The following is a 24,640-nucleotide window of genomic DNA, read 5'->3' on the forward strand; positions in this document are numbered from 1 at the left end:
GACTTGTACAGAGGGAAAACATCATGGCATTAGCATCTCCACTTGAATCCATCGAAAGCGCGGTGATCTGGCTGCTGGTGGTCTTTTCGGTCGCCACCTGGGGCTTGGCCTTGCTCAAGGGCGTGCAGTTCGGTCGCCTCAAGGCCCAGGATCGCAAGTTCCACAAACAGTTCTGGGCGGCGTCGAGTCTTGATTCAGCCGCTGAATTGGCAGAGACCCAACCGGGTGCCGCTGCCCGCGTGGCCCAGGCCGGTTATGCCGCGATCCAGGTTGGCGATGCGCCTCACGCTGCCGACTTGAGCCAGGCAATCAACCATCAGGACCGCCTCGAACGCGCCCTGCGTCAGCAGATCGTACGTGAGCGTCGCTCTCTGGAGACCGGTTTGGCCGTGGTCGCCAGTATCGGCAGCACCTCGCCGTTTATCGGCCTGTTCGGCACCGTGTGGGGGATTATGGAAGCGCTCAAGGGCATCAGCGCCGCCGGTTCCGCCAGCCTGGAAACCGTGGCCGGCCCCATCGGTGCCGCACTGGTTGCAACAGGCGTGGGGATCGCCGTCGCCGTACCTGCGGTGCTGGTTTACAACTACTTCCTGCGTCGCCTCAAGCTGACTGCCGCCGACCTGGATGACTTCGCCCACGACTTCTATAGCCTGGCGCAGAAAAATTCCTTCCGTGTGCTGCTGCACCCGGCGCTCAACAAAAGCGCTGCCGGCAACCCGCAAAAAGTGAAGGAGGCGTCCTGAAATGGCCTTTTCCACGCAAGACAGCGATGAAGTGCTGAGCGAGATCAACGTCACGCCGCTGGTAGACGTGATGCTGGTGCTGCTGGTGGTGTTTATCGTCACCGCGCCGCTGTTGACCAACGCGATCCCGATCAACCTGCCCAAGACCGAGGCCGTGGCGCCGGTGGAGCAGAAAGACCCGCTGGTGGTGAGCATCGACGGCGCCGGCAAACTGTTTATCAACAAGGACGAAATCCAGCCGGACCTGCTGGAATTCAACCTGCAGGCGGCCAAGGCCAAGGACGCCGATGTGCGGGTGCAACTGCAGGCGGATGACGGAGTGAACTACGGCGAAGTGGCGCGAGCCATGGCGTCTATCGAGCGCGCGGGGATTACCAAACTGTCGGTGATTACTGCACGTTAGCTTCAAAAGCTTCGACAATTTTTTGGCCGTCTCCTTGGCAGGGTGCGGCCTTTTTTTTGCCTGGGTTTCAGCAATACCACACGTTCAAAGTGCGCCAACCCCAGCGATTTGTGGATACCGGATTTCAACTTCTCGCTGAAACGTTCTAACGCTCTCTTTTAGCCAGTTAATCAACCTGGCGATATCAGGTTCCGACTGCCGCCCATTCCGACAAATAACGTAGTACGCGGCCGGCGACATCATCACCGGGCCGCCTAGCGTGACTAATGCACCTTCTTCCAACTGGTCATACACCAACGCTGTTCTGGCCAGCGCAATCCCGCCCCCCTTCACCGCCAGGCTGATTGCCAGGCTTGAGTCCGGAAAGCGCGGCCCATGGTGATAAGGCGCAGCCGCCAAGCCCTGAAATGCAAACCAGCTTTCCCACCCCGGGCACACTTGATCGTCCACGCGGTGAATGAGCGGGTATCGCGCAATATCTGTCAGCGGAATATCGCCGTTCGCTTGTTGAAATGCCGGCGAGCAAACCGGGAACACGGCATCGCGCATAAGTAGCTCGGCATGATGATCCGGGTAGTTGCCGTATCCCATCACAATCGCAACATCGAATTGATGGGCGCCGAGATGGGTGCTGTTCATATCCGCACTGGTCAATACCAGGTCGAGATTCAATGAAGCGTCGGAGTGAAAACCATGCATCCTGGGAATCAGCCAGCTGGAACACAGAGAAGACGTGCACGAGAGGTAAAGCGGCTGGGACTTGCTCGGGTTAAGTGTGTGCAACACCGCCTCAAGCGCGTTGAAAAAACCGTCAGCCACCGGCAACAAAGCCTGTCCCGCAGCGGTGAGATTGACGCCCCGAGAGTGGCGCTCGAACAACTGCACGCCCCACCACTCCTCCAGCCCTGCAATCTGATGGCTTATCGCACTGGCGGTCAGGTTCAACTGGGAGGCGGCGCGCGCAAAACTCCCCGTTTGCGCAGCGCTGACGAAGGCTTGCAGCATGGGAGTAGGTGGCGGACGTTGGCCCATCAGGTGCTCACTTTGATCAGGATGATCCCGCAAACAATGACGAACGCCGAAAGCATCCGCCGCCAGCCGAACCGCTCGTGAAAAAACAGCGCGGCAATAATGGCGCCGATAATAACACTGGTTTCCCGCAACGCTGAGACCTTGGCCACCGCGTCCAGGGACAGCGCAAACAGCACCAATCCGTAGGAAGTGAGGTAAAGAACGCCGCCCATAACGCCGACTTTCCAATGGTTGCGAATGGCCTCGGCGAATGCCAAACGCTTCTTGAAAAACGCTAGCGCCGGAATCGGAATGCTCTGGAATACCGTCAGATAGAGGATGTATTGCAGCACCGTCTCACTGGCTCTTACCCCTTTGGCATCCACCACCGTGTATGACGCGATAAACGCACCAGCACATACGGCCATCAAGATTGGTTTGAACATGCGCGCGGTCATCCTTCGCACGAATGTCAGGCTGATGATGCCTACACAAATCAGCAACACCCCGCCCAATGCGTGGAACGACAGATGCTCATTCAGCAGGACGTAAGAAAACAGTGCGACCAGAACCGGTGGCACTCCACGCATCACCGGGTAGACCTGGCCGAAATCACCGGTTTCATACGCTTTGATCAGGAACAATCGATAGGCGGTGTTGAGCACTACGGAAACCAGCACGTAGCCCCACACCTGCAGGCTTGGCGCATTCACCAGCGGCAGCGCCGCCAGGCAGATCAGCAACGCCGTACCGTCGACCATGGCCAAGGTCATCAAGCGACTGCTCCCGGCCCGGACGACTGCGTTCCAAGTGGCGTGCATGAGGGCAGATATCAAAACTAGGGTGATCGCGATGTTGGAGTTGTCCATGGGGCTCGGGCGGGGGAGGAAATGAAGGCGGCTATTTAACGCAGTCATGTGCCATGGTCAGAAGCGAAAGCTCGTCAGTGCTGCCATTAAGAACCGTCATGGTTTTTAAAGGGCCAGCAAGTCATGTCCCTTTAAATTGCAGGACGTTTCCGAGACAATCCCCGCCGCCTTGCGGCTGTTGGAATGGATGGCTAGTCTTCGGCCCGTCGCTGGTTTCCAGTGATCGGGTTTAGCAGCCTGATTTCAATAGGCACACGGTTCACATCTCCATTTATGGTGGCTGTGCGTGGGGCACCCCCGGGTGCGCTGGTGTTCCTATTGGCCAGTCTGCTAACCCGCGTACAGCTGCCACCTATCGTTTAGCAGCGCTAGTGGTAGCTCCGGTGTTCAATAGGAGTTGCACCATGACCAAGGCACTTCCCGATCCACCCGTTGACTGTCTCGTCGCCAACGACAACCTCAGTTTCGAGGACGCCCAACTCTATATCGCCCATCTGATTCACAGCGCCTAAGCCACCGTATGGGACTGTTGTGACCACCTGCAACCGCATGACCGAGCGAAAATCCATGCGGTGTGGCATTTGCTGGAAATGGCCAAGACCGTGGTAAATCGCACCATCGACTGCATGCCTCGTACCCATCACGTCATCTAAAAACCACTGCAAATTGAATGTGAAATCGAGTCAATGTGGGAGGGGGCTTGCCCCCGATAGCGGTGGATCAGCCACCTACTTGTTGCTGACGGACCGCCATCGGGGGCAAGCCCCCTCCCACATTTTGAGCCTAGATACATTTGGTTTTTTGGTTATTAATAAATAGCTTCTTATTCCTTAACGAATATAACCCTCGTCCCTATACTGTCCTACAACGTTAAACGCTGCAGGAGGGCACACCCATGCACAGCGAGTCGATTCGTTATTTGATCGTGCCGGGCTGGCAAGGATCGCCAGAAGATCATTGGCAAACTCATTGGCAAAATAGCTTGCCCAACAGCGCGCGCGTTGAGCAGGCCGATTGGCTCACCCCGCGTCGCGAAGACTGGGTGGCTGCGTTGGCTGAAGCCATCGCTGCCGACAGCACGCCGGTAATCCTGATCGCCCATAGCCTTGGCTGCATCACTGTGGCCCATTGGGCCGCCGCTGCGCCGTTGCAGTACTTGCGGCAGGTGCGCGGTGCCTTGCTGGTGGCGCCGGCTGATGTCGAACGTCCGGCTTGCTCTCCAGCCCTGCGCAACTTCGCGCCGATCCCGACCGACTTGCTGCCTTTTCCCAGTCAGGTGGTCAGCTCCGACAACGACAGTGCCGTCAGCGCCCCGCGTGCGCTGGAACTGGCGCGCAATTGGGGCGCCGAAGCCGGCATCCTGTCCGGCGCCGGCCATATCAATGTGAAGTCCGGCCACCAGCGTTGGGAGCAGGGTTTCGCCTACCTCTATCGCCTGCAAAGCCGCCTTGAGCACCACGCCCGGCGTAGCGCATAAATTTTTTCAACGCCCCGTCCCTGAGTGGATTTGGGGCGGGAGCCTGCCATGAGTCTGCATGAAACCTTCGGCCAGCCGTTGCTGACCTTCCCCGACGCCGAAAAGAGCCCGCTGAGCATTCGTGCCAAGGCACTGGTGTTCGTCGACCCGCGTTCGCGTCAACTGCGCGAAGAGCTGGAAAGCCTCGCACCGCGTGCTTTGCCCGTGTTGATTCGCGGCGAGACCGGCAGCGGTAAAGAACTGCTGGCGCGGCATATTCACCGGGGCAGTGATCGCACCGGGCTGTTTGTCTCCGTCAATTGCGGCGCGATCAGTCCCACCTACGCCGACGCCGAGTTGTTCGGCTACGCGGCGGGTGCCCACAGCGGCGCGGCCAGCAGCCGGGCCGGGTGGTTTGGTTCGGCCAATGGCGGCACCTTGTACCTGGATGAGATCGGCGACTTGCCGCTGCCGATCCAGGTGAAATTGCTCGCTGCCCTGGAAAACCACGAAGTTACCCGCGTCGGCGCCCATCAGCCCAGCCCGGTGGATGTGCGCTTGGTAGCTGCCACCAGTATTGATCTGGCCCAGGCCGTGGCGGCGGGCAAGTTTCATGAGCGACTGTTCCATTACTTGAGCGAAGGCCGACTGGACTTGCCAGCGCTGCGCGAGCGGGTCGGCGATATCCTTTCGTTGGCCGAATATTTCCTGGGCATCTACAGCCAGCGCCTGGACCTGCCGGTACCGTTGATCAGCGACGCTGCCCAGCGAGTCCTGGAGCACCACAGCTGGCCGGGCAATACGCGCGAGCTGGAGAACGTTATTCACTTTGCCTTGCTGGTCAGCAGCGGCGACGAGATTTTGCCCGAACATTTGAACCTGCCGGTGGCGGGTTCACCGGTGGAGCAGCTGCAGCGGATTTTCAACGCTGCCAGTCCTGCCGAGCAGGAATCATTGCGAAAATTCCTGTATGAGCAAAATGGAATATCAACGTGAATAAAAGATATTGTTCGGGAATAAAAAATATAGGTATTGTCCGTTTCACGCCGCGATAGCACTTCGCTGGCACACCACATAAAAACGGTCGTCACCGACGCCCCCGGAATTCCGATAAGGACACTGCATGAAAAAGGTTCTGTTGTTTACCGCTCTGGCGGCTGCCCTGACTGCCGGCTTCGCCCAGGCCAACGAGAAACTGGTCGTAGCCGCGACCCCGGTGCCGCACGCCGAGATCCTCGAACTGGTCAAGCCAGCCCTCAAAAAGCAAGGCGTGGACCTGGAAATCAAAGTCTTCACCGACTACGTACAGCCAAACGTGCAGGTTGCCGAGAAGCGCCTGGACGCCAACTACTTCCAGACCCTGCCGTACCTGGAAAACTTCAACAAGGGCAAGGGCACCAACCTGGTTACCGTGGTTGGCGTGCACGTTGAACCCTTCGGCGGTTACTCGAAAAAGATCAAGAATATTTCTGAGCTCAAAGATGGCGCTACCGTTGCCATCCCGAACGAAGGTTCCAACAGCGGCCGTGCCCTGTTGCTGCTGCAAAAGAACGGTCTGATCACCCTGAAAGACCCGACCAACGCCCTGGCCACGCCGAAAGACATCGCCAGCAACCCGAAGAACCTGAAGTTCAAGGAGCTGGAATCGGCCCTGCTGCCACGCGTGCTGGACCAGGTTGACCTGGATTTGATCAACACCAACTACGCCCTGGAAGCTGGCCTCAACCCAGCCAAGGACGCGCTGATCATCGAAAGTGCCGACTCGCCTTACGTGAACTTCCTGGTGGCTCGCCCGGACAACAAGGACAGCGACGCTATTCAGAAACTGTCCAAGGCCCTGACCAGCCCGGAAGTGAAAGCATTCATCGAGAAGAAGTACAACGGCGCGGTCGTGCCGGCGTTCTGATGTAACTCAAAACCCCCTTCAAGGTTTCAACGCCGACGGCTTGTAGAGCGTCGGCGTTTTTTTATGCCTGGAATTTGGAATGCAATCGACATGTGGGAGGGGGCTTGCTCCCGATAGGGGTGTGTCAGTCAAAGATGTACTGACTGAACCACCGCTATCGGGAGCAAGCCCCCTCCCACACTTGATCTTCATCTTACTTTGGATTTTTCGTGGTTTTAGAGAGCTCGGCTGTTAATCGCCCTGCGCAACGCCACCAACCACTTCACCAGCTCCTGCGGATCAATCGGTTTCGCTTTGTTCATGGTTCATTCCCTCGAAAAACAGACCCCCCAACCATAGCTGCCACCTGTCCAACCCGCGAATCCGGGGGTTATCTTTTTGGGTGATATCAATATGCTATTTAGGTATTTAAATTTTGCTTTTTATACCTTTAGAGTTCGCGCTACCCGGCGTTACCCACGCCGGAACGGACTGCGCTCGCGGCATTACCCATGCGGCGATATGGACTCAAGATGACCTTCGATTTCGCATTTATCCTCAGCACCCTGCCGGCGTTTCTAAAAGCCGTTGGGGTGACACTGCAAGTAGGCTTGATCGCCATTGCCACCTCGCTGCTGGTGGCGCTGATCAACGCCGCGCTGCTGGTGTTTCGCACGCCCTACCTGTCGCGCCTGGTGGCGCTGTACGTGGAGCTGGCGCGTAACACGCCGCTGCTGATCCAGCTGTTCTTCGTGTACTTCGCCTTGCCGGCCCTGGGGTTCAATATCTCCGGGTTCTGGGCGGCGATCATCACCATGACTTTCCTGGGCGGCGCCTACCTCACCGAAGTGCTGCGCGCCGGTGTGGAAGCGGTGCCGCTGGCGCAGATCGAGTCGGGCAAGTCCATTGGCCTGTCGGACTGGCAACTGCTACGGCACGTGATCCTGCCTCAAGCGGGCATCCTCAGCCTGCCGGCGTTGTTCGCCAACTTCATCTTCTTGCTCAAGGAGACCACCGTGGTCTCTGCCGTGGCGGTGCCGGAGATTCTCTACACCACCAAGAGCTACATCGCCCTCTACTACAAGACCTACGAAATGCTCGCCGTGCTGACGCTGATTTGCGTGCTGTTGTTCTTGCCGCTATCGCTGCTGCTCAGCCGCTTGGAAAGGAGGCTCCAGCATGGCCAGTTCGGGTCTTGAGTTGTTGTGGGTGTCGTTGCCGCAATTGGGTAAGGGCGCTGCGCAAACCCTGTCGATTTCGTTTTTGAGCATCGCCTTCAGTACGGGCGGCGGCGTGTTGTATGGCGTGCTGCGCACCTTGAACAACAGGCTGATCAACGCGGTGCTACGGGGTTACCTGGAGCTGTTCCGGGCGATTCCGGTGCTGGTGTGGTTGTACCTGCTGTTCTTTGGCCTGCCGATCTTCTTTGGCCTGAGCATCCCGAGCTTCTGGTGCGCGGTGCTCGTGCTGTCGTTGTGGGGCGCCAGCGAAGTGGGCGAGGTGGTACGCGGCGCGTTGCATTCGCTGCCCCGTGGCCAGCGCGAAGCCGGCCTGTCGATTGGCTTGTCCGACCCGCAGTTATACGGCTACGTGTTGCTGCCTCAGGCCCTCAAGCGTATGACCCCGCCGACCATCAACGTCTACACGCGCATCATCAAGACCAGCTCCCTGGCGGTGCTGATCGGCGTGGTGGATGTGATCAAGGTGGGCCAGCAAATCATCGAGCGCACCTATGAGTCGGTTCTGATCTACGGCGTGCTGTTCCTGTTTTTCTTCTTTATCTGCTACCCGTTGTCGGCCGCCTCCAAGGTGCTGGAACGGCGCTGGGCCCAAGCATGAGCGCATTGATCGAGTTCCAGGGTTTCAACAAATTCTTCGGCGACCAGCAGGTGCTCAAGGGCATCGACCTGAGTGTGCAAAGCGGCGAAGTGGTGGTGATCCTCGGCCCCAGCGGCTGCGGCAAAAGCACCTTGTTGCGTTGCCTTAACGGGTTGGAAGTGGCCCACAGCGGCAGCCTGCGGTTTGCCGGCAAGGAGTTGCTGGAAAAAAATACCGACTGGCGCCAGGTACGCCAGGACATCGGCATGGTGTTCCAGAGCTACCACCTGTTCCCGCACATGAGTGTGCTCGACAACATCCTGCTCGGCCCGCTCAAAGTGCAAAAACGCGACCCCCGCGAGGCCCGCGAGCAGGCCGAGAAACTGCTGGAACGCGTGGGCCTGGCTGACAAGCGCGATGCCTTCCCGCGCCAGCTTTCCGGCGGCCAGCAGCAACGCATCGCCATCGTCCGTTCGCTGTGCATGAACCCTCAAGTCATGCTGTTCGACGAAGTCACCGCCGCCCTCGACCCCGAGATGGTCAAGGAAGTGCTGGAGGTGATCCAGGGCCTGGCCCGCGATGGCATGACCCTGCTCATCGTCACCCATGAAATGGCCTTCGCCCGCGCCGTCGCCGACCGCGTCGTGTTTATGGAGGCCGGTCGCATCCTCGAACACAACACCCCCGAAGAATTCTTTACGAACCCGCAAACCGCACGCGCGCAGCAGTTCCTGGAGAAGTTCTCCTTTGTGTCAACACTGCCCAAGAAAACCAAGGAACTGGAGTTGCTATGAAAAAGTTACTGCTGCCACTGTTGGCCGTCGCCTTACTGGCCGGCTGCGATAAGAAGGCCGAAGAGCCCGCCAAACCTGCTGCCGCCGTGAGCTACCTCGACAAGATCAAGGCGCGCGACAAGCTGATCGTTGGTGTCTTCACTGACAAACCACCGTTTGGTTTCGTGGATGAAGCTGGCCGCTACGTCGGCTTCGATACCGACATTGGCCGTCGATTCGCCAAAGACCTGTTGGGCGATGAAAACAAAGTCGAATTCGTCGCCGTCGAGCCGGCGAGCCGCATTCCGTTCCTGCAAAGCGATAAGGTCGACCTGATCCTCGCCAACATGACCGTGACCCCGGAACGCAAGGACGCCGTGGATTTCACCAACCCCAACCTGAAAGTCGCGGTACAGGCCCTGGTGCCGAACAACAGCTCGGTCAAAAGCTTGGACGATCTGGCCACCCGCACCACTATCGTCACCACCGGCACCACTGCTGACATCTGGCTGACCAAGAACCACCCGGATTGGAAACTGCTCAAGTTCGAGAAAAACTCCGAGTCGCTGCAAGCGTTGTCGGCTGGCCGTGGCGATGCCTATGCCCAGGACAACCTAGTGCTGTTCAGCTGGGCCAAGCAGAACCCCGGCTACCGCGTGCTGGAAGAGAAACTCGGCGACGAAGCGCCCATCGCGCCTGCCGTGAAGAAGGGCAACGTCGAACTGCGTGACTGGGTGAATGCCGAGTTGGCGAAGTTGGGTGAGGAGAAATTCCTGCTCAAGCTGTATGACCAATATGTGCGCAAAGAACTGAGCGATGACACCCAGCCTGAGAGTGTGATTGTTGAAGGCGGGAAGTGGCAGGGCTAGTTCTGCGCTGACTGTTATGCCGCTATCGGGAGCATGGGGTATCTACACAACTTTCAGCCCCTGACAAATCTCCCTGTGGCGAATGGGACAAGCCCGCTCGCCACAACAGCCCTATCTGCCGGACGTTCAGCGTTGAGCCAACGTTGTGTAGATACCTATGCCCCGATGAGGCCGATGACCCCCCCTCAATACGCCTTCCCCATGCAGATAAGGAACCCTGATCTAAGCTCACAGTCGCATACACACTGGCACATCGCATCGCGCACAAGGAGTCTGCATGGGCGGTCGTATTTCCATCTGTATCGTCGGTTTGGGTTTAGTGGTGTTGCTGAGCGCTTGCGGCCAGGAAAAGGCTGAACCCAAGCAGCATTCCCGAGTATTTGTGCAAACCGTGCAGCCCACGGATTTCGCCGCGGCAGTCACGCTGACCGGGGATGTCCAGGCGCGCGTGCAAACCGACTTGTCCTTCCGCGTCGGCGGAAAAATCATCCAGCGCATGGTGGATGTGGGCGACCGCGTGACCGCCCGACAAGTGCTGGCCAAGCTCGATCCCAAGGATTTGCAAACCAACGTCGATTCCGCCCAGGCCCAGGTCGTGGCGGAACAGGCGCGGGTCAAACAGACTGCCGCTGCCTTTGTGCGCCAGGAAAAACTCCTGCCCAAGGGCTACACCAGCCGCAGCGAATACGATTCTGCGCAGGCCGCGCTGCGCAGCAGCCAAAGTGCCCTGGCCGCCGCGCAGGCCCAGTTGGCCAACGCCCGTGAACAACTCGGCTATACCGCGCTGATTGCGGATGCGCCGGGAGTGATCACCGCACGCCAAGCTGAAGTCGGCCAGGTGGTGCAAGCCACCGTGCCGATTTTCAGCCTGGCCACCGATGGCGAGCGCGACGCGGTGTTCAACGTCTATGAATCCCTGTTGGTGGAGCCGCCACCTGACGCGCCGATCACCGTCAGCCTGTTGGATAACCCCAGCATCAAGGCCCAGGGCAAAGTCCGTGAAGTCACGCCCGCCGTGGCGGCCAACACCGGCACGGTGCAGGTGAAGATTGCGCTGCAATCTCTGCCTAAAGGCATGCAGCTCGGTTCGGTGGTCAGCGCCACCGCCAATGGTCCGGCCAAGCCCAGCGTCGAGCTGCCGTGGTCGGCATTGACCAAAGACTTGAGCGAACCCGCCGTGTGGCTGGTCGACGGCGACGGCAAGGCGCAGTTGCATAAAGTCACGGTGGCGCGGTACCTCACCGGTAAGGTCATCATCAGTGACGGCCTTAAAGGCGGCGAAAAAGTCGTCGTGGCCGGTGGGCAATTGCTGCATCCCGGCATGTTGGTCGAGATTGCCCAGCAGGGAGCCAAGCCATGAAGCGCCTGACGCTCATACTCGCCGCCAGCCTTTTGCTGATGGCCTGCTCCAAGGAAGAACCCGCGCCCGAGCCGGTGCGCCCAGTTCTGTCCATGGAAGTGAAGGCCGAAGACCAGGAAACCCTCGGCCGCTTCGCCGGCACCATCCAGGCGCGCTACGAAAGCAACCTGGGGTTTCGCGTGTCGGGGCGTATCGCCCGCCGCGCCGTGGATGTGGGGGCTGAAGTGCAGAAGGGGGCCTTGCTCGCTGTCCTTGACCCCACCGACCAGCAAAACCAGTTGCGCGCCGCCCAAGGCGACCTCGCTCGCGTCCAGGCGCAATTCATCAACGCCCAGGCCAACGCTCGCCGCCAGCAGGAATTGTTCAACCGTGGCGTCGGCGCCCAGGCGCAGTTGGATATCGCCCAGACCGATCTGAAAACCACTCAGGCCTCTCTCCACCAGGCCCAAGCGTCAGTCAACCAAGCCAAGGACCAGCTCAACTACGCCGAGCTTCGCACCGACCACGCCGGTATTATCACCGCCTGGAACGCTGAGGCTGGCCAAGTGGTCAGCGCCGGTCAGCAAGTGGTGACCCTGGCGCGCCCGGACATCAAGGAGGCGGTGATCGACCTGCCCGCCGGTCTCGCCGAGCGGCTGCCCCCGGACGTGGTGTTCCTCGTCGCCGGGCAACTCGACCCCAGCGTCAACACCACTGCCACCGTGCGCGAGATCGAACCCCAGGCCCAAAGCGCCACGCGCACCCGTCGCGCGCGCCTGACCCTGGCCGAAACACCGCCCGCGTTCCGCCTTGGCACGGCGATCAGTGTGACCTTGAGTTCGGCCATCGCTCCACGCATCGAGTTGCCCCTGAGCGCCTTGCAGGATGTCGACGGCAAGACCCGCATCTGGATCCTCGACACCCAAAGCCAGACCGTGCAACCGCGCGACATCACAGTGCTTAGCCGTGATGCTGATAGCGCCTTGCTCAACGGTGGGGTCAAACCCGGCGAACGTATCGTCACCGCCGGCGTAAACAGCCTGAAGCCTGGGCAAAAAGTCAAAATCGACGAGGACAGCCCGCGATGAAAGGGAGCTTCAACTTATCCGACTGGGCCCTCAAGCATCAGTCCTTCGTCTGGTACCTGATGTTCGTCGCGCTGCTGATGGGCGTGTTCTCGTACATGAACCTGGGCCGCGAGGAAGACCCCTCGTTCACCATCAAGACCATGGTGATCCAGACCCGCTGGCCGGGCGCGACCCAGGAAGAAACCCTCAAGCAGGTCACCGACCGCATCGAGAAAAAACTCGAAGAGCTCGACTCCCTCGACTACGTGAAAAGCTACACGCGACCGGGTGAATCCACGGTGTTCGTGTTCCTCAAGGACACCACCAGCGCCAAGGCCATCCCGGAGATCTGGTACCAGGTCCGCAAGAAGATCGACGACATTCGCGGTAGCTTCCCCCAGGGTTTGCAGGGGCCGTCATTCAACGACGAATTCGGTGATGTGTTCGGCTCGGTCTACGCCTTTACCGGCGACGGCCTGTCGATGCGCCAGTTGCGCGACTACGTGGAGCAGGTGCGCGCCGAGATTCGTTCGGTGCCGGGATTGGGCAAGGTCGAGATGATCGGCCAGCAGGACGAAGTGATTTACCTGAATTTCTCCACGCGCAAACTGGCAGCGTTGGGCGTTGACCAGCGCCAGGTGGTGCAGAGCCTGCAATCGCAGAACGCGGTGACCCCGGCCGGGGTGATCGAGGCCGGCCCTGAGCGGATTTCAGTGCGCACATCCGGGCAGTTTGCTTCGGAGAAAGACCTGGCCGATGTCAATTTGCGCCTCAATGACCGCTTCTATCGCCTGGCGGACATCGCCGAGATTACCCGTGGCTACGTCGACCCGGCGCGGCCGATGTTCCGCTTCAACGGCAAGCCGGCGATTGGTTTGGCCATCGCCATGCAGAAGGGCGGCAACATCCAGTCGTTCGGCAAGGCGCTGCACACGCGCATGGACGAACTGACCGCCGACCTGCCGGTGGGCGTCGGTGTGCATAAGGTCTCCGACCAGGCCGAGGTGGTGGAAGAGGCCGTCGGCGGCTTTACCAGCGCGCTGTTCGAAGCGGTGATCATCGTGTTGGTGGTGAGCTTTATCAGCCTCGGCATGCGCGCCGGGCTGGTGGTGGCGTGCTCGATTCCATTGGTGCTGGCGCTGGTGTTCGTGTTCATGGAATACAGCGGCATCACCATGCAGCGCGTGTCGCTCGGTGCGTTGATCATCGCCCTCGGCCTGTTGGTGGACGACGCGATGATCACCGTGGAGATGATGATCACGCGCCTGGAAAAAGGCGAAACCAAGGAGCAGGCCGCGACCTACGCCTACACCTCCACGGCATTCCCGATGCTTACCGGTACCTTGGTGACCGTCGCCGGTTTCGTGCCGATTGGCCTCAACGCCAGTTCGGCGGGCGAGTACACCTTCACCCTGTTCGCGGTGATTGCCGTAGCGATGCTGGTGTCGTGGGTGGTGGCGGTGCTGTTTGCGCCGGTGATTGGCGTGCACATCCTCAGTGCCAAGGTGAAACCCCACAGCGCTGAGCCGGGGCGCATCGGCCGTGCGTTCAATGGCGGCATGCTGTGGGCCATGCGCAACCGTTGGTGGGCCATCGGCATCACCGTGGGCCTGTTCGTGGCGTCGGTGTTCTCCATGCAGTTCGTGCAGAACCAGTTCTTCCCGTCGTCGGACCGACCGGAAATCCTCGTTGACCTCAACCTGCCGCAAAACGCCTCGATCAACGAAACGCGCAAGGCTGTTGATCGCCTCGAAGCGATCATCAAGGACGACCCGGACATTACGCGCTGGAGCACCTATATCGGCCAGGGCGCGATCCGTTTCTACCTGCCCCTCGATCAGCAATTGGAAAACCCGTATTACGCGCAGTTGGTGATCGTCAGCAAAGGCCTGGAAGAACGCGGTGAGCTGATCGCGCGCCTGCGAAAACGCCTGCGTGAAGACTTCGTCGGTATCGGCAGTTTTGTGCAGCCACTGGAAATGGGCCCGCCGGTGGGCCGCCCGATCCAGTATCGCGTGTCCGGAAAAGACACCGACCAAGTGCGCAAGCACGCCATCGAACTGGCGACCCTGCTGGATAAAAACACCCACCTGGGCGAGATCATCTACGACTGGAACGAGCCGGGCAAAGTGCTGCGCATCGACATTGCCCAGGACAAGGCGCGCCAGCTCGGGCTGTCATCCGAAGACGTGGCGCAGTTGATGAACAGCGTGGTCAGCGGCGCCTCGGTGACTCAGGTGCACGACGATATCTACCTGATCAACGTGGTCGGCCGCGCCGAGGACGCCGAGCGCGGTACCCCGGAAACCTTGCAGAACCTGCAGATTGTCACGCCCAACGGCACCTCGATCCCGCTGCTGGCGTTTGCCACTGTGCGCTATGAACTGGAGCAGCCGCTGGTGTGGCGTCGCGACCGCAAGCCGACCATCACCATCAAGGCCTCGGTGCGTGACGAGATGCAGCCGACCGACTTGGTCAAGCAGCTCAAGCCGGAGATCGACAAATTCAGCGACGGCCTGCCGGTGGGCTATAAGGTCGCCACGGGCGGTACCGTGGAAGAAAGCGGCAAGGCCCAAGGCCCGATTGCCAGCGTGGTGCCGTTGATGCTGTTCCTGATGGCGACGTTCCTGATGATCCAACTGCACAGCGTGCAGAAGATGTTCCTGGTGGCCAGTGTCGCGCCGTTGGGGCTGATCGGCGTGGTGCTGGCGTTGATCCCCACGGGCACGCCCATGGGCTTTGTGGCGATCCTCGGTATCCTGGCGCTGATCGGCATCATCATCCGCAACTCGGTGATCCTGGTGACGCAGATCCACGAATATGAAGTGGCCGGCTACACGCCGTGGGACGCGGTGGTGGAAGCCACCGAGCATCGGCGTCGTCCGATCCTGCTCACGGCGGCAGCGGCGAGTCTGGGCATGATCCCGATTGCCCGGGAAGTGTTCTGGGGGCCGATGGCTTACGCGATGATTGGCGGCATCATCATCGCCACCTTGCTGACGCTGTTGTTCCTGCCGGCGCTGTATGTGGCCTGGTACAAGATCCGCGAACCCCAACAGGAAGAACACGGTTAAAAATGTGGGAGGGGGCTTGCCCCCGATGGCGGTGGGTCAGTCAAAGATGCTCCAACTGATCCACTGCTATCGGGGGCAAGCCCCCTCCCACATTTGAAGTGCGTTGCCTCTAAGGTCTGCGCCAGACACTGGCCAGCCAAGGCTGCTGCTCACGCGGCAACCCCGCCGGCCGGTAGTAATGCTCCAGCTCCACAAACCCGGCGGTGGTGAGCAGTGTTTGCCACGCCTCCAGGTCGTGATAAGCCCCATAGCGCGGCCCATTCCAGCCTTCCTGGTTCTCACCCCGCGGGTTGGAGCTGAACAGCACACCCCCAGGCTTCAGCGCCCCATGCAGTTGCTTGAGCACACGTGGCAGTTCCTGCTTGGGGATATGAAACAGCACCGCATTGGCAAAGATCCCATCGAAGCGTTCAGCGGGTAAGTCCAGCTTGAGGAAATCCTGCTGCAACACCTCGCAGCCGCTGTCTTCGCGCGCCATCTGCGCAAAGCGCTCCGAGCCGTCCAGGCCGACGGCGATATGGCCCATTCGCGTAAACGTCTGCAAATCCCGTCCCGGCCCGCAACCGAAATCCAGCACGGTGAACGGCGCAGCACCTTGGATATGCCGCAGCAGTGCGTCGATATTCTGGCTTACATCGTGATCGCGAGTGCCTTCACGGAAGTCCTCGGCCACTGTGTTGTAGTGGCCGAGGGTGGTGGACGTGATCTGGTTGAGATCGTCGGGCTTGAGGGTCATGACGGTGAATACCGGGCGCTGAGAGGGCCCGACTATACCTCACCTCTTGTTCAGCACCCGCGCCAAGCGATCGCCGCTCAGTTGAATCACCGCCACCAGCACCACCAGCAGCACAATCACGGTCAGCATGATCTGTGTGTCAAAACGCTGATAGCCGTAGCGGTACGCAATGTCGCCCAAGCCGCCGGCACCAATCGCGCCGGCCATGGCCGACGAGTTGATCATGGTCACCAGCGTAATCGTAAATCCGCCGACAATTCCCGGCAGCGCTTCGGGCAACAGCACATGCCAGATGATGTGCCAACGACGGCAGCCCATGGCTTGTGCGGCTTCGATCAGCCCGTGGTCGACCTCGCGCAAACTCACTTCGGCGATCCGCGCGAAGAACGGTGTCGCGGCGATGGTCAGCGGTACAACCGCCGCCCACACACCGTAGGTGGTGCCAACGATCAGCCGGGTGAACGGGATCAAGGCCACCATCAAAATCAAAAAAGGAATCGAGCGGAACAGATTGACGAAGGCCCCCAGCACCCGGTTCAGCGCCGGCGCCTGGTAGATGCCGCCCTTGTCGCTGGTCACCAGAAACACCGCCAGTGGAATCCCCACCAGCAATGCAATCAGCGACGACACGCCGACCATCAACAAGGTGTCGATGGCGCCCTGTACTAAACGATCAAACCACATAGCCCAGCACCTCCGCCTGTTGTGCCCAATTCGCGGCGCGGTTGCGCAGTTCTTCGGCGCTGTGGGGTGAGCCATTCACCGCCAGCAGCAATTGCCCCAAGGCATGGCCCTGGATGCGTTCCACACCGCCTTGCAGCAAGCGCACGCGCCCGCCGAGAGCGCTGAACAGCGCGGCCAGGTCCGGTTCATCGCTGGCACTGCCGGTGAGCTGCAAGCGCAACACCACTGCAGCGTCCGCTGATGACGGCGAGTGCTGCAACCGGCTTTGCAGTTCTTCCGGCAGCCCATGTTGCAGCGGCGCCAGCAGGGTCTTGCTGACCTCGTGCTGCGGGTTGCCAAACACTTGCCACACCGGGCCTTGCTCGACGATGCGCCCGTGTTCCAGCACCACCACGCGGTCGCAGATGTCGCGGATCACCGCCATCTCATGGGTGATCAAGACGATGGTCAGGCCCAGGCGTCGGTTGATCTCGCGCAACAGGCCTAGGATCGATTGGGTGGTCTCCGGGTCCAGCGCCGAGGTGGCTTCGTCGCACAGCAGGATCTGCGGGTCGTGCACCAGCGAACGGGCGATGCCCACGCGCTGTTTCTGCCCACCGGAAAGCTGCGCCGGGTAGGCCTTGTGCTTGTCCTGCAAACCCACTAATTCCAGCAGCTCACGCACCTTTTGCTCACGCTGGAGCTTGGGCACGCCGGCGACTTTCAGCGGCAATTCGACGTTCTGCCACACGGTCTTGGCCGACATCAGGTTGAAGTGCTGGAAGATCATGCCGATGCGCCGACGCAGCGCTACCAGATGGTCTTCGTCGAAGTCGCCGATGTCCACCTGATCGATCAGCACGCGCCCGCTGCTCGGTTGCTCCAGCCGGTTGATGGTGCGGATCAGCGAGGATTTACCGGCACCGCTGCGGCCAATGATGCCGAACACCTCACCGCGCTGGATCGCCAGGTCGATGCCTTGCAGGGCATGCACCGTGCCGTCGTAGGTCTTGCCCAGGTTGATAAAGCGCACGTGCGCGCGGTTCAGGTCTGGATGCAGTTCAGTCTGCTCGGCGTCCCTGGGCGGTGTGCCCAGGTCGCGCAGTTGAGAGTGGGCGGCGGTCATTTTTTATCTTCCCAACCCACTTGGTAAAGCTTGCCAAGGGATTTATCCAACGCAGCGCGCACCACCGGCGAGTGCTGGTAGATGTCGACGAACTTGATCACACGCGGGTCGGTTTTGCTCTTCGGTTGGATCACGAACTGGATCACGTATTCCGGGTGGTCGAGGCCGTCGAACAGCAGCGCCGATTCCGCGTCGAAAGTCTTGGACAGGCGGATATACGCCGGGTAGCCCTGCACCAGGTCTGCATCGTCATAGGCACGTACCAGCTGCACGGCCTCGACTTGCAGGATTTTGATTTTCTTTGGGTTTGCGACGATGTCTTCTTCGGTGGCCTTGTAGCCCACACCCGGCTTGAGGGTGATCAAGCCGGCCTTGGCCAGCAGTTGCAGGCCGCGACCGCTGTTGATCGGGTCGTTGGCGATGGCCACGCTGGCGCCTTCGGGCAGCTCGTCGAAGCTTTTGTACTTTTTCGAATACAGCCCGACGTTGTTGATGATGCCCGGCGCGTAAGGCACCAGGTCAAAACCGGCGGCGGCCTTGGCGTTTTCCAGGAAGGGGATGTGCTGGAAGTAGTTCACGTCAATATCGCCGGCGGCCAGGCTGACGTTGGGCGCGATCCAGTCGGTGAACTCCACCAGCTCGACTTTCAAGCCTTGCTTGCCGGCTTCGGCGACTGCGGCTTCCAGGGGAATCGCGAAGGCCGCGGTGGTGCCGATTTTCAACGGTGCATCGGCGGCGAACACCGCCGAGCTGAACAACCCGAAGGCCAGGGCCAGTGCTTTGACTGGGTTATTGAGGAATGTCTTTTTCATAGTGGGTTTCCAGTCATAAGGTATTAGGACAAACAATGCAGATCCAATGTGGGAGGGGGCTTGCTCCCGATAGCGGAGTGTCAGCAAACCAATCCGGTGACTGATACACCGCTATCGGGAGCAAGCCCCCTCCCACATTTTTGTTCAGTGGCGGTAGGTCGAGCCGGTGTGTTGTTCAGGTAGGCGAGCACTGCCGTGGAAGACTTTTTCCCGTAGCGTGCCGTTCTCATATTCGGTCTTGTACGACCCCCGCTTCTGCAGCACCGGCACCACCAGGTCGATAAAGTCCACATAGCTTTCCGGCGTCACAATCCGCGTCAGGTTGAAGCCATCCAACCCGGTTTCGCTGATCCACGATTCCAGCTCGTCAGCGACTTGTTCGGGCGAGCCGACCAAGGTGATATAGCGTCCGCCGAGGGCGTGCTGCTCCAGCAATTTGCGCCGGGTCCAGTCGTTGTTTTGCAGGTTCTTGGTGGCCGACTGGATTGCGTTGCTCTTCACGTACTGGATCGGTTCGTCGATTTCGTACTGGGAAAAATCAATCGCGGTGGACGCCGAGAAGTGCGCCACGCCGGCCTCCGCGCTGGCATAGCTCAGGTACTCGGCATGCTTGGCCCAGGCCTGTTCTTCGGTGGCGCCGACGATTACGTTGAGGCCCATGAACACCTTGATGTCATCCGGATTCCGCCCGGCGTCGACTGCACTGGCGCGCACCTTGTCCACCTGGACCTTGGTCGACGCTTTGTTCTGCCCGCTGATAAACACGCACTCGGCATGGCGTCCGGCGAACAGCAAGCCACGGTCCGAGCTGCCGGCCTGGAACAGCACCGGCGTACGTTGCGGCGACGGTTCACACAGGTGATAACCCTCCACCTGATAAAACTCGCCATGGTGCTCGACCTTGTGCACCTTGCCCGGCTGCGCGTAGACCCGCGCTTGCGGATCGTTGAGCACCGCGTCGTCCTCCCAACTGCCTTCCCAAAGTTTGTACAGCACCTCCAGGTACTCATCGGCTTGGTCGTAGCGCCGGTCATGCTCGACCTGCTCGCTAAGGCCCATGGCTTTGGCGGCGCTGTCGAGGTAGCCGGTGACGATGTTCCAGCCCACCCGGCCACGGCTCAGGTGATCAAGCGTGGACATGCGTCGGGCGAACAGATACGGCGGCTCATACGTGAGGTTGGCGGTCAGGCCGAAGCCTAGATTCCTGGTGACCGCAGCCATGGCCGAGACCAGCAGCAACGGGTCGTTGACCGGCAGTTGGATCGACTCCTTGAGCGGCACGTCGATGGAGTTTTGATAGACGTCGTACACGCCGACGATATCGGCGATAAACAAGCCATCGAACAGCCCACGCTCCAGGGTTTGCGCCAACTCAGTCCAGTACTCGATGGTCTTGTACTGGGTGGACGTATCCCGTGGGTGGGTCCACAGGCCGTGGTTGATGTGCCCGATGCAGTTCATGTTGAAGGCATTGAGCAGGATCTTTTTCTTCGCCATCAAATGGTCCCCCGCAGTGGCGGGTTTTTAGCATTGAGGTAGTAATTGCCTACCGCGTGGTACTTCCAGCGCACCGGGTCGTGCAGGGTGTGCACCCGTGCGTTGCGCCAGTGGCGGTCGAGGCCGTGCTCGGCAAGGGTCGCCTGGCTGCCGGCGAGTTCGAATAAGGTGCTGCCGGCGGCCAGGGAGATTTCGGTGCTCAAGGCGCGTACTTCGGCCACGGCAATCGAGGCAGCCGCAACGGTCTCGGCATTGCTGTCGGCCTGGGCGCGGTCGAGGAATTCACCTGAGCGTTCCAGCAATGCCTCTGCGGCGTGCAGACGGATGCTCAAGTGGCCGAAGCTCTTCAGGGTCAACGGGTCTTCAGTGGCCTTGTCGTTGCCGGAGTCGATCCATGGGCGAGTCTTGGTGCGCACAAAGTGCAGCGCATCCTCAAAGGCGGCGCGGGCGATGCCGGTGTCGATGGCAGCATGAAGAATCTGCGCGAGCGGGCCGACGGTAGTCGGGCGTTCAAAGGCGCTTTGGAAAGGGACCACGTCGTGGGCAGCGACCCAGACGTTATCGAACACCACCGAGCCGCTGCCGGTGGTGCGCTGGCCAAAGCCGCTCCAGTCGTCAATCACGCTCAGGCCTTCGCTGTCGCGCGGTACAAACGCCAACTGCTGCACGCCGTGCTCATCCACCACTGAGGTCGGGATGCGTTGCGCGTAGATCGCACCGGTTGAGTAGAACTTGCGGCCCGTGATGCGAAAGCCGTCGCCGTCGCGTGTGATGCTCGTGACGCGATCGTGAGCGGTCTTGGTGCCCAGTTCTGCAAGGGCATTGCCGAAGCGCTGGCCGGCGAGTACTTCGGCGTACAGGCGTTGTTGCTGCGCCGGGCTGCCGTTCACGCGCAGCACTTCCAAGGCATAGAAATGGTTTTGCGGAATCTGGCCCAGGGAGGCGTCGGCCTGGGCGATCAATGCGATGACCTTCGCCAGGGTGACGTTGGACACGCCCGCACCGCCGTATGCCTTCGGCACGCTGATGCCCCACAGGCCGGAGCGGGAAAACACGTCCAACTCGGGCAGCGGCAGGCGGCGTTCGCGGTCGCGCTGGGCGCTGTCGCGGCGGAAGTCTTCGGCCAGGTCGCTGGCGACAACAAGGGCTTGTTCATCGCTGGTGATAACCGCGACGTGATGAGAAAGGGTCATGCGTATTTCTCCAGAGGTCTGGTCGGTTAAATCCAGGAGTGGCGAGCAGGCAGGGTGCCGTTTAAGCGATAGGTGCCCACCGCGTGGTACTTCCAGCGCACGGGGTCGTGCAGCGTGTGTACGCGCGCGTTGCGCCAATGCCGGTCGAGGTTGAACTCAGCGAGGGTGGCGCGACTGCCGGCCAGTTCAAAGAGCTTCTCGCTGACCAGCAACGACACTTCAGTGGTCAACACTTTGGCCTCGGCCACGGCGATTGAGGCGCGTGCAGCGGACTGCGCGGTAATCGGCGCGGCACTGACTTGATCCAGCACTTGGCCGGCCTTGCGCAAGAGTGCTTCGGCGGCGTGCAGCTCGATTTTCAGCTTGCCGATATCGGCGATTACATACAGGTCATCGCTGGCGCGTTCGACCTTGGCGTCGATCCAGGGCCGTGAGCGCTCGCGAACAAAGCTGATGGTGTCATCCAGAGCGCCGCGGGCGATGCCGGCGTCGATCGCGGCCTGGATCAATTGCGAGACGGCGCCCTGGATGTTCGGGCTGTCGCCGATACGCCAGTTGTCGACCACCAGGTCGGCGTCGACCGGCACTTGGTCGAGCAGCACCGTACCGCTGGCGGTGGTGCGTTGGCCGAAGCCTGACCAGTCATCGACGATGCGCAGCCCTTCGGTGCCACGGCGCACGAACGCCATGACCTGCTTGCCGTCATCGTTCAGCGCCTTGATCGCTACCCAGTGGGCAAACAGCGCACCGGTGGAGTAGAACTTCTGGCCGCTGATCACGTAGCCGTCGCCTTGGGCAGTGATGCGCGCCTTGAGCTCCAGGGTGTTTTTGGTGCCGCGTTCCGGGCCGCCATTGCCGATGCGCCAGCCGTCGAGCACGCTCTGGAACAACTGTTTTTTCTGGCGTTCGGTGGCAGCGCCCTGCAACAGGTGCAGGATGCCGAAATGGTTCTGCGGGATCTGCCCGAGGGCCGGGTCTGCCGCGCTGATGATTGCGAACACGTCGGCCAGAGTCACGAATGACACTTGCGGGCCGCCGTACTCGCGGGGAATGGAAATACTGCCCAGCCCGCTGCGGGTGAACTGCTCGATCTGTGCCCATGGCAGCTTGCGTTGCTGATCGCGCGTGGCGGCTTGCAGGCGCGCGGCCTCGGCCAGCTCATGGGCGGCGTTCAGCGCCTCGGCGTCGTTGCGCAGCACGGCGGCCGGCAACAGCAGCGGTGCTACGTCCAGATCACGTTGGGGGGGTGTTAGAGCCAAGTTAGACATCAGCGCCGCTCCTTGGCTGCACGTAATGCCCTGGCGTTGTGCACCGGGGTAATTCTGACCATACCGACCTCGCATTCAATGAAATGAAAACAGAAAAATCAAAGATGTCCGGTGGTCCGGTGCATATACCCTAAGCTTGTTAAATATTTAAATAAACTAACTTTTGGGAATATGCATAGAAGGGCGATCAACCGGGTTCACAGGGTGAGCCCAGAGGGCGTGGCTGATAGACCGGCGCGGTGCCGGTCGGACGGGTGATCGCGCTGGCGGCAATACGTAGCGTCCGGGCTGGCGCCCAGCGCGAATTGTTGCCGACCCGGTCCAGAATGCAGTAAGTCACCTCCAACCGGCTGTCGTCGCCGGCCTCGACTATCAACGTCGGCGGCACCCAAACCTGCACCGCCTGGCCGACGGCCTTGGCCTGTATCTTCGGCAGGTCCATGCGTGCGTCGCCCCAACGCAGGGTGATGGCATCGCCGGTGGTCATGTTCAGGTAGGGCTCGATGGTCAGCGGAATCCCCCGCCGCACCTGGCTGGCATTCACGCCGTAGCGGCGAATGGTGTCCGGCAGACCCACCGGGGCAAGGTTCTGGTTTTCACCGCTGTAGAGGGCGCAGGGCAGGCCTCCGGGGGAGTTGGTTTTCACACGCAGGTGCGTCATGGCCGAACGTGCTGGGGCGCGGCCGACCTGCATGATTTGGTAATGAACCTGAGCGACACCCTCCTGCACAAAACTTTCCGGAACACGCAGTCGGGTAGGCATGCCGACTTCGCAGGCAGTCACCCGCCGTGAGGCCGCAAAACAGTTGTTCCAGAACAGCTCGATCAGATCGCCGTCATCCATGCCAGGGTAGGGTGCGATATCGACCAGCAGCTGTGCGGCTGCCAGGGCATTGATGCCGTTTCGAAGGGCCTGTGGCAACGTCGGGGCGGTGAGCAGGGCCGGGGTTGCAGTGCACGTCATAAGTAATCTCCTTGATGCAGCCAGCAGCAATCGTTCCGACCCTTAGGCGCAGGTGCGCAGCGGGGCTGAAAGGAACGATTCAGTGAATAGCCGGGATAGGATCCAATCCTCTGGGCCTTAGATAAGAGGGTTGGCCAAGGGGCGTCAATGGCGGCAAAAGGCTAAACGGCGGGTTCGGTGATATTCAGACGGGTCTGACTGGGCGGGGGATTTTAAGGCGCAATAGCGAGCGTGTTTTACAGCTGTGGGCGAGGACTTCTTGTAGGAATACTAATGGTGGCGAGGGAACAAGCTCCCTCGCCACAAATGCTCAATCGTAGGGTGCAGTTAATGCGCGAGGAATTTGCTCAAAAACTGCCGCGTGCGTTCTTCCTTGGGGTTGGCAAACAATGCCTTGGCTTCGCCCTGTTCCACGATCACGCCCTTGTCGAAAAAGATCACCCGGTTGGCAACGTCTCGGGCAAAGCTCATTTCGTGGGTGACGATGACCATGGTGCGATTCTCCTCAGCCAGGCTGCGGATGGTCGCCAGCACTTCACCCACCAGTTCCGGATCGAGTGCCGAGGTGGGTTCGTCGAACAGAATCACCTCCGGCTCCATGGCCAATGCACGGGCAATCGCCACGCGCTGTTGCTGACCACCGGACAGACGCCGTGGGTAGGCGTCTTCCTTGCCCGCCAGGCCGACCCTGGCCAGGAGCTTGCGCCCCAGGGCAATAGCGTCTTCGCGCGGCATCTTCTTGACCACGGTGGGGCCTTCGATGACGTTTTCCAGCGCAGTGCGATGGGGGAACAAGTTGAAGTTCTGGAACACAAAACCCACGTGTTGGCGCAGGCGTCGCACCAGGTTCTGTTGCTGGTTGAGCGGTTTGCTGCCGTCGATCTGGATATCGCCCACCTTGATGCGGCCGCTGGTGGGTTCTTCAAGGAAATTCAGGCAGCGCAGGAAGGTGGTCTTGCCGGAACCGCTGGGGCCGATGATGGCGACAACTTCGCCTTCCTTGACCTCAAGGTCGATGCCGTTGAGCACCACCTGACCGTTGAATTGTTTGGTCAGTTTTTCAACCACGATCAT

23 protein-coding genes and 1 pseudogene are annotated in these 24,640 nt (G+C 60.4%); 13 read left to right on the top strand and 11 right to left on the bottom strand.

From position 1 onward, the window contains the following. Positions 1-20: 20 nt before the first annotated feature. Together G9Q84_RS22710 and G9Q84_RS22715 are read left to right on the top strand one after the other, a co-directional pair. Positions 21-743, top strand: a complete 723-nt coding sequence (locus G9Q84_RS22710) for a MotA/TolQ/ExbB proton channel family protein (protein WP_099602154.1) — start codon at positions 21-23, stop codon at positions 741-743. A gap of 1 nt (position 744) precedes the next feature. Next, the gene (locus G9Q84_RS22715; protein WP_181644131.1) at positions 745-1,146 is read left to right on the top strand and encodes an ExbD/TolR family protein; all 402 of its coding nucleotides are present in this window, start codon (positions 745-747) and stop codon (positions 1,144-1,146) included. 84 nt (positions 1,147-1,230) lie between these two features. On the opposite strand, the gene G9Q84_RS22720 is transcribed toward G9Q84_RS22715, so the two are convergent. Then, entirely contained in the window at positions 1,231-2,178 is a 948-nt protein-coding gene (locus G9Q84_RS22720) for a LysR substrate-binding domain-containing protein (protein ID WP_181644132.1), read from the bottom strand. After that, a complete protein-coding gene (locus tag G9Q84_RS22725) occupies positions 2,178-3,026 on the bottom strand; it encodes an EamA family transporter (protein ID WP_032884895.1) in 849 nt (282 codons plus the stop codon). Before G9Q84_RS22725 ends, G9Q84_RS22720 begins: the two co-directional genes overlap by 1 nt. Positions 3,027-3,430: 404 nt before the next feature. On the opposite strand from G9Q84_RS22725, the pseudogene G9Q84_RS22730 reads away from it, so the two are divergent. From G9Q84_RS22730 to G9Q84_RS22780, 11 genes and pseudogenes are all read left to right on the top strand, one after another. Beyond that, positions 3,431-3,679: pseudogene (locus G9Q84_RS22730) on the top strand (hypothetical protein). Positions 3,680-3,921: 242 nt separating this feature from the next. Beyond that, a complete protein-coding gene (locus G9Q84_RS22735; protein WP_032884898.1) occupies positions 3,922-4,503 on the top strand; it encodes an alpha/beta hydrolase in 582 nt (193 codons plus the stop codon). 48 nt (positions 4,504-4,551) lie between these two features. Continuing rightward, positions 4,552-5,478 carry a sigma 54-interacting transcriptional regulator gene (locus G9Q84_RS22740; protein WP_032884899.1) on the top strand — a complete coding sequence of 309 codons (927 nt, stop codon included), beginning with the start codon at positions 4,552-4,554 and terminating at the stop codon, positions 5,476-5,478. Positions 5,479-5,605: 127 nt separating this feature from the next. Beyond that, a complete protein-coding gene (locus tag G9Q84_RS22745; protein WP_095186308.1) occupies positions 5,606-6,388 on the top strand; it encodes a MetQ/NlpA family ABC transporter substrate-binding protein in 783 nt (260 codons plus the stop codon). A gap of 512 nt (positions 6,389-6,900) precedes the next feature. Beyond that, complete coding sequence (locus G9Q84_RS22750) at positions 6,901-7,566, top strand: amino acid ABC transporter permease (RefSeq protein ID WP_003187615.1); 666 nt, start codon at positions 6,901-6,903, stop codon at positions 7,564-7,566. Beyond that, the gene (locus G9Q84_RS22755) at positions 7,547-8,206 is read left to right on the top strand and encodes an amino acid ABC transporter permease (RefSeq protein ID WP_181644133.1); all 660 of its coding nucleotides are present in this window, start codon (positions 7,547-7,549) and stop codon (positions 8,204-8,206) included. The genes G9Q84_RS22750 and G9Q84_RS22755 overlap by 20 nt, the downstream gene beginning before the upstream one ends. Next, positions 8,203-8,979 (top strand): amino acid ABC transporter ATP-binding protein, encoded by a 777-nt coding sequence (locus tag G9Q84_RS22760; protein ID WP_099602124.1) that lies wholly within the window; start codon positions 8,203-8,205, stop codon positions 8,977-8,979. The genes G9Q84_RS22755 and G9Q84_RS22760 overlap by 4 nt, the downstream gene beginning before the upstream one ends. After that, the gene (locus G9Q84_RS22765; RefSeq protein WP_181644134.1) at positions 8,976-9,827 is read left to right on the top strand and encodes a transporter substrate-binding domain-containing protein; all 852 of its coding nucleotides are present in this window, start codon (positions 8,976-8,978) and stop codon (positions 9,825-9,827) included. Before G9Q84_RS22760 ends, G9Q84_RS22765 begins: the two co-directional genes overlap by 4 nt. A gap of 277 nt (positions 9,828-10,104) precedes the next feature. Beyond that, on the top strand, positions 10,105-11,187 hold the full coding sequence (locus G9Q84_RS22770; protein ID WP_181644135.1) for an efflux RND transporter periplasmic adaptor subunit: 1,083 nt from the start codon (positions 10,105-10,107) through the stop codon (positions 11,185-11,187). Further along, complete coding sequence (locus G9Q84_RS22775) at positions 11,184-12,254, top strand: efflux RND transporter periplasmic adaptor subunit (protein ID WP_095186304.1); 1,071 nt, start codon at positions 11,184-11,186, stop codon at positions 12,252-12,254. The genes G9Q84_RS22770 and G9Q84_RS22775 overlap by 4 nt, the downstream gene beginning before the upstream one ends. Continuing rightward, positions 12,251-15,307: an efflux RND transporter permease subunit gene (locus G9Q84_RS22780; RefSeq protein WP_181644136.1), complete on the top strand. Its 3,057-nt coding sequence runs from the start codon at positions 12,251-12,253 to the stop codon at positions 15,305-15,307. The genes G9Q84_RS22775 and G9Q84_RS22780 overlap by 4 nt, the downstream gene beginning before the upstream one ends. 109 nt (positions 15,308-15,416) lie before the next feature. Here G9Q84_RS22780 and G9Q84_RS22785 read toward each other — a convergent pair whose 3' ends face one another. From G9Q84_RS22785 to tcyN, 9 genes are all read right to left on the bottom strand, one after another. Continuing rightward, complete coding sequence (locus tag G9Q84_RS22785; protein WP_122682173.1) at positions 15,417-16,043, bottom strand: class I SAM-dependent methyltransferase; 627 nt, start codon at positions 16,041-16,043, stop codon at positions 15,417-15,419. A gap of 39 nt (positions 16,044-16,082) precedes the next feature. Next, positions 16,083-16,727 (bottom strand): methionine ABC transporter permease, encoded by a 645-nt coding sequence (locus G9Q84_RS22790; protein WP_003187635.1) that lies wholly within the window; start codon positions 16,725-16,727, stop codon positions 16,083-16,085. Further along, on the bottom strand, positions 16,717-17,832 hold the full coding sequence (locus tag G9Q84_RS22795; RefSeq protein ID WP_122682171.1) for a methionine ABC transporter ATP-binding protein: 1,116 nt from the start codon (positions 17,830-17,832) through the stop codon (positions 16,717-16,719). Before G9Q84_RS22795 ends, G9Q84_RS22790 begins: the two co-directional genes overlap by 11 nt. Further along, entirely contained in the window at positions 17,829-18,644 is an 816-nt protein-coding gene (locus tag G9Q84_RS22800; RefSeq protein ID WP_181644137.1) for a MetQ/NlpA family ABC transporter substrate-binding protein, read from the bottom strand. Before G9Q84_RS22800 ends, G9Q84_RS22795 begins: the two co-directional genes overlap by 4 nt. A gap of 144 nt (positions 18,645-18,788) precedes the next feature. Then, entirely contained in the window at positions 18,789-20,141 is a 1,353-nt protein-coding gene (locus G9Q84_RS22805) for an LLM class flavin-dependent oxidoreductase (protein WP_181644138.1), read from the bottom strand. Then, positions 20,141-21,334, bottom strand: coding sequence for an SfnB family sulfur acquisition oxidoreductase (locus G9Q84_RS22810; protein ID WP_181644139.1), 1,194 nt, complete (start codon positions 21,332-21,334; stop codon positions 20,141-20,143). The genes G9Q84_RS22805 and G9Q84_RS22810 overlap by 1 nt, the downstream gene beginning before the upstream one ends. A 26-nt stretch (positions 21,335-21,360) precedes the next feature. Next, positions 21,361-22,602 (bottom strand): SfnB family sulfur acquisition oxidoreductase, encoded by a 1,242-nt coding sequence (locus tag G9Q84_RS22815; RefSeq protein ID WP_122682167.1) that lies wholly within the window; start codon positions 22,600-22,602, stop codon positions 21,361-21,363. Positions 22,603-22,789: 187 nt separating this feature from the next. Beyond that, positions 22,790-23,566 carry a hypothetical protein gene (locus G9Q84_RS22820; protein ID WP_181644140.1) on the bottom strand — a complete coding sequence of 259 codons (777 nt, stop codon included), beginning with the start codon at positions 23,564-23,566 and terminating at the stop codon, positions 22,790-22,792. 327 nt (positions 23,567-23,893) lie between these two features. Continuing rightward, positions 23,894-24,640 carry an L-cystine ABC transporter ATP-binding protein TcyN gene (gene tcyN, locus G9Q84_RS22825; protein WP_032884920.1) on the bottom strand — a complete coding sequence of 249 codons (747 nt, stop codon included), beginning with the start codon at positions 24,638-24,640 and terminating at the stop codon, positions 23,894-23,896.

The organism is Pseudomonas sivasensis, from assembly GCF_013778505.1.
GTDB classification, from domain to species: domain Bacteria; phylum Pseudomonadota; class Gammaproteobacteria; order Pseudomonadales; family Pseudomonadaceae; genus Aquipseudomonas; species Aquipseudomonas sivasensis.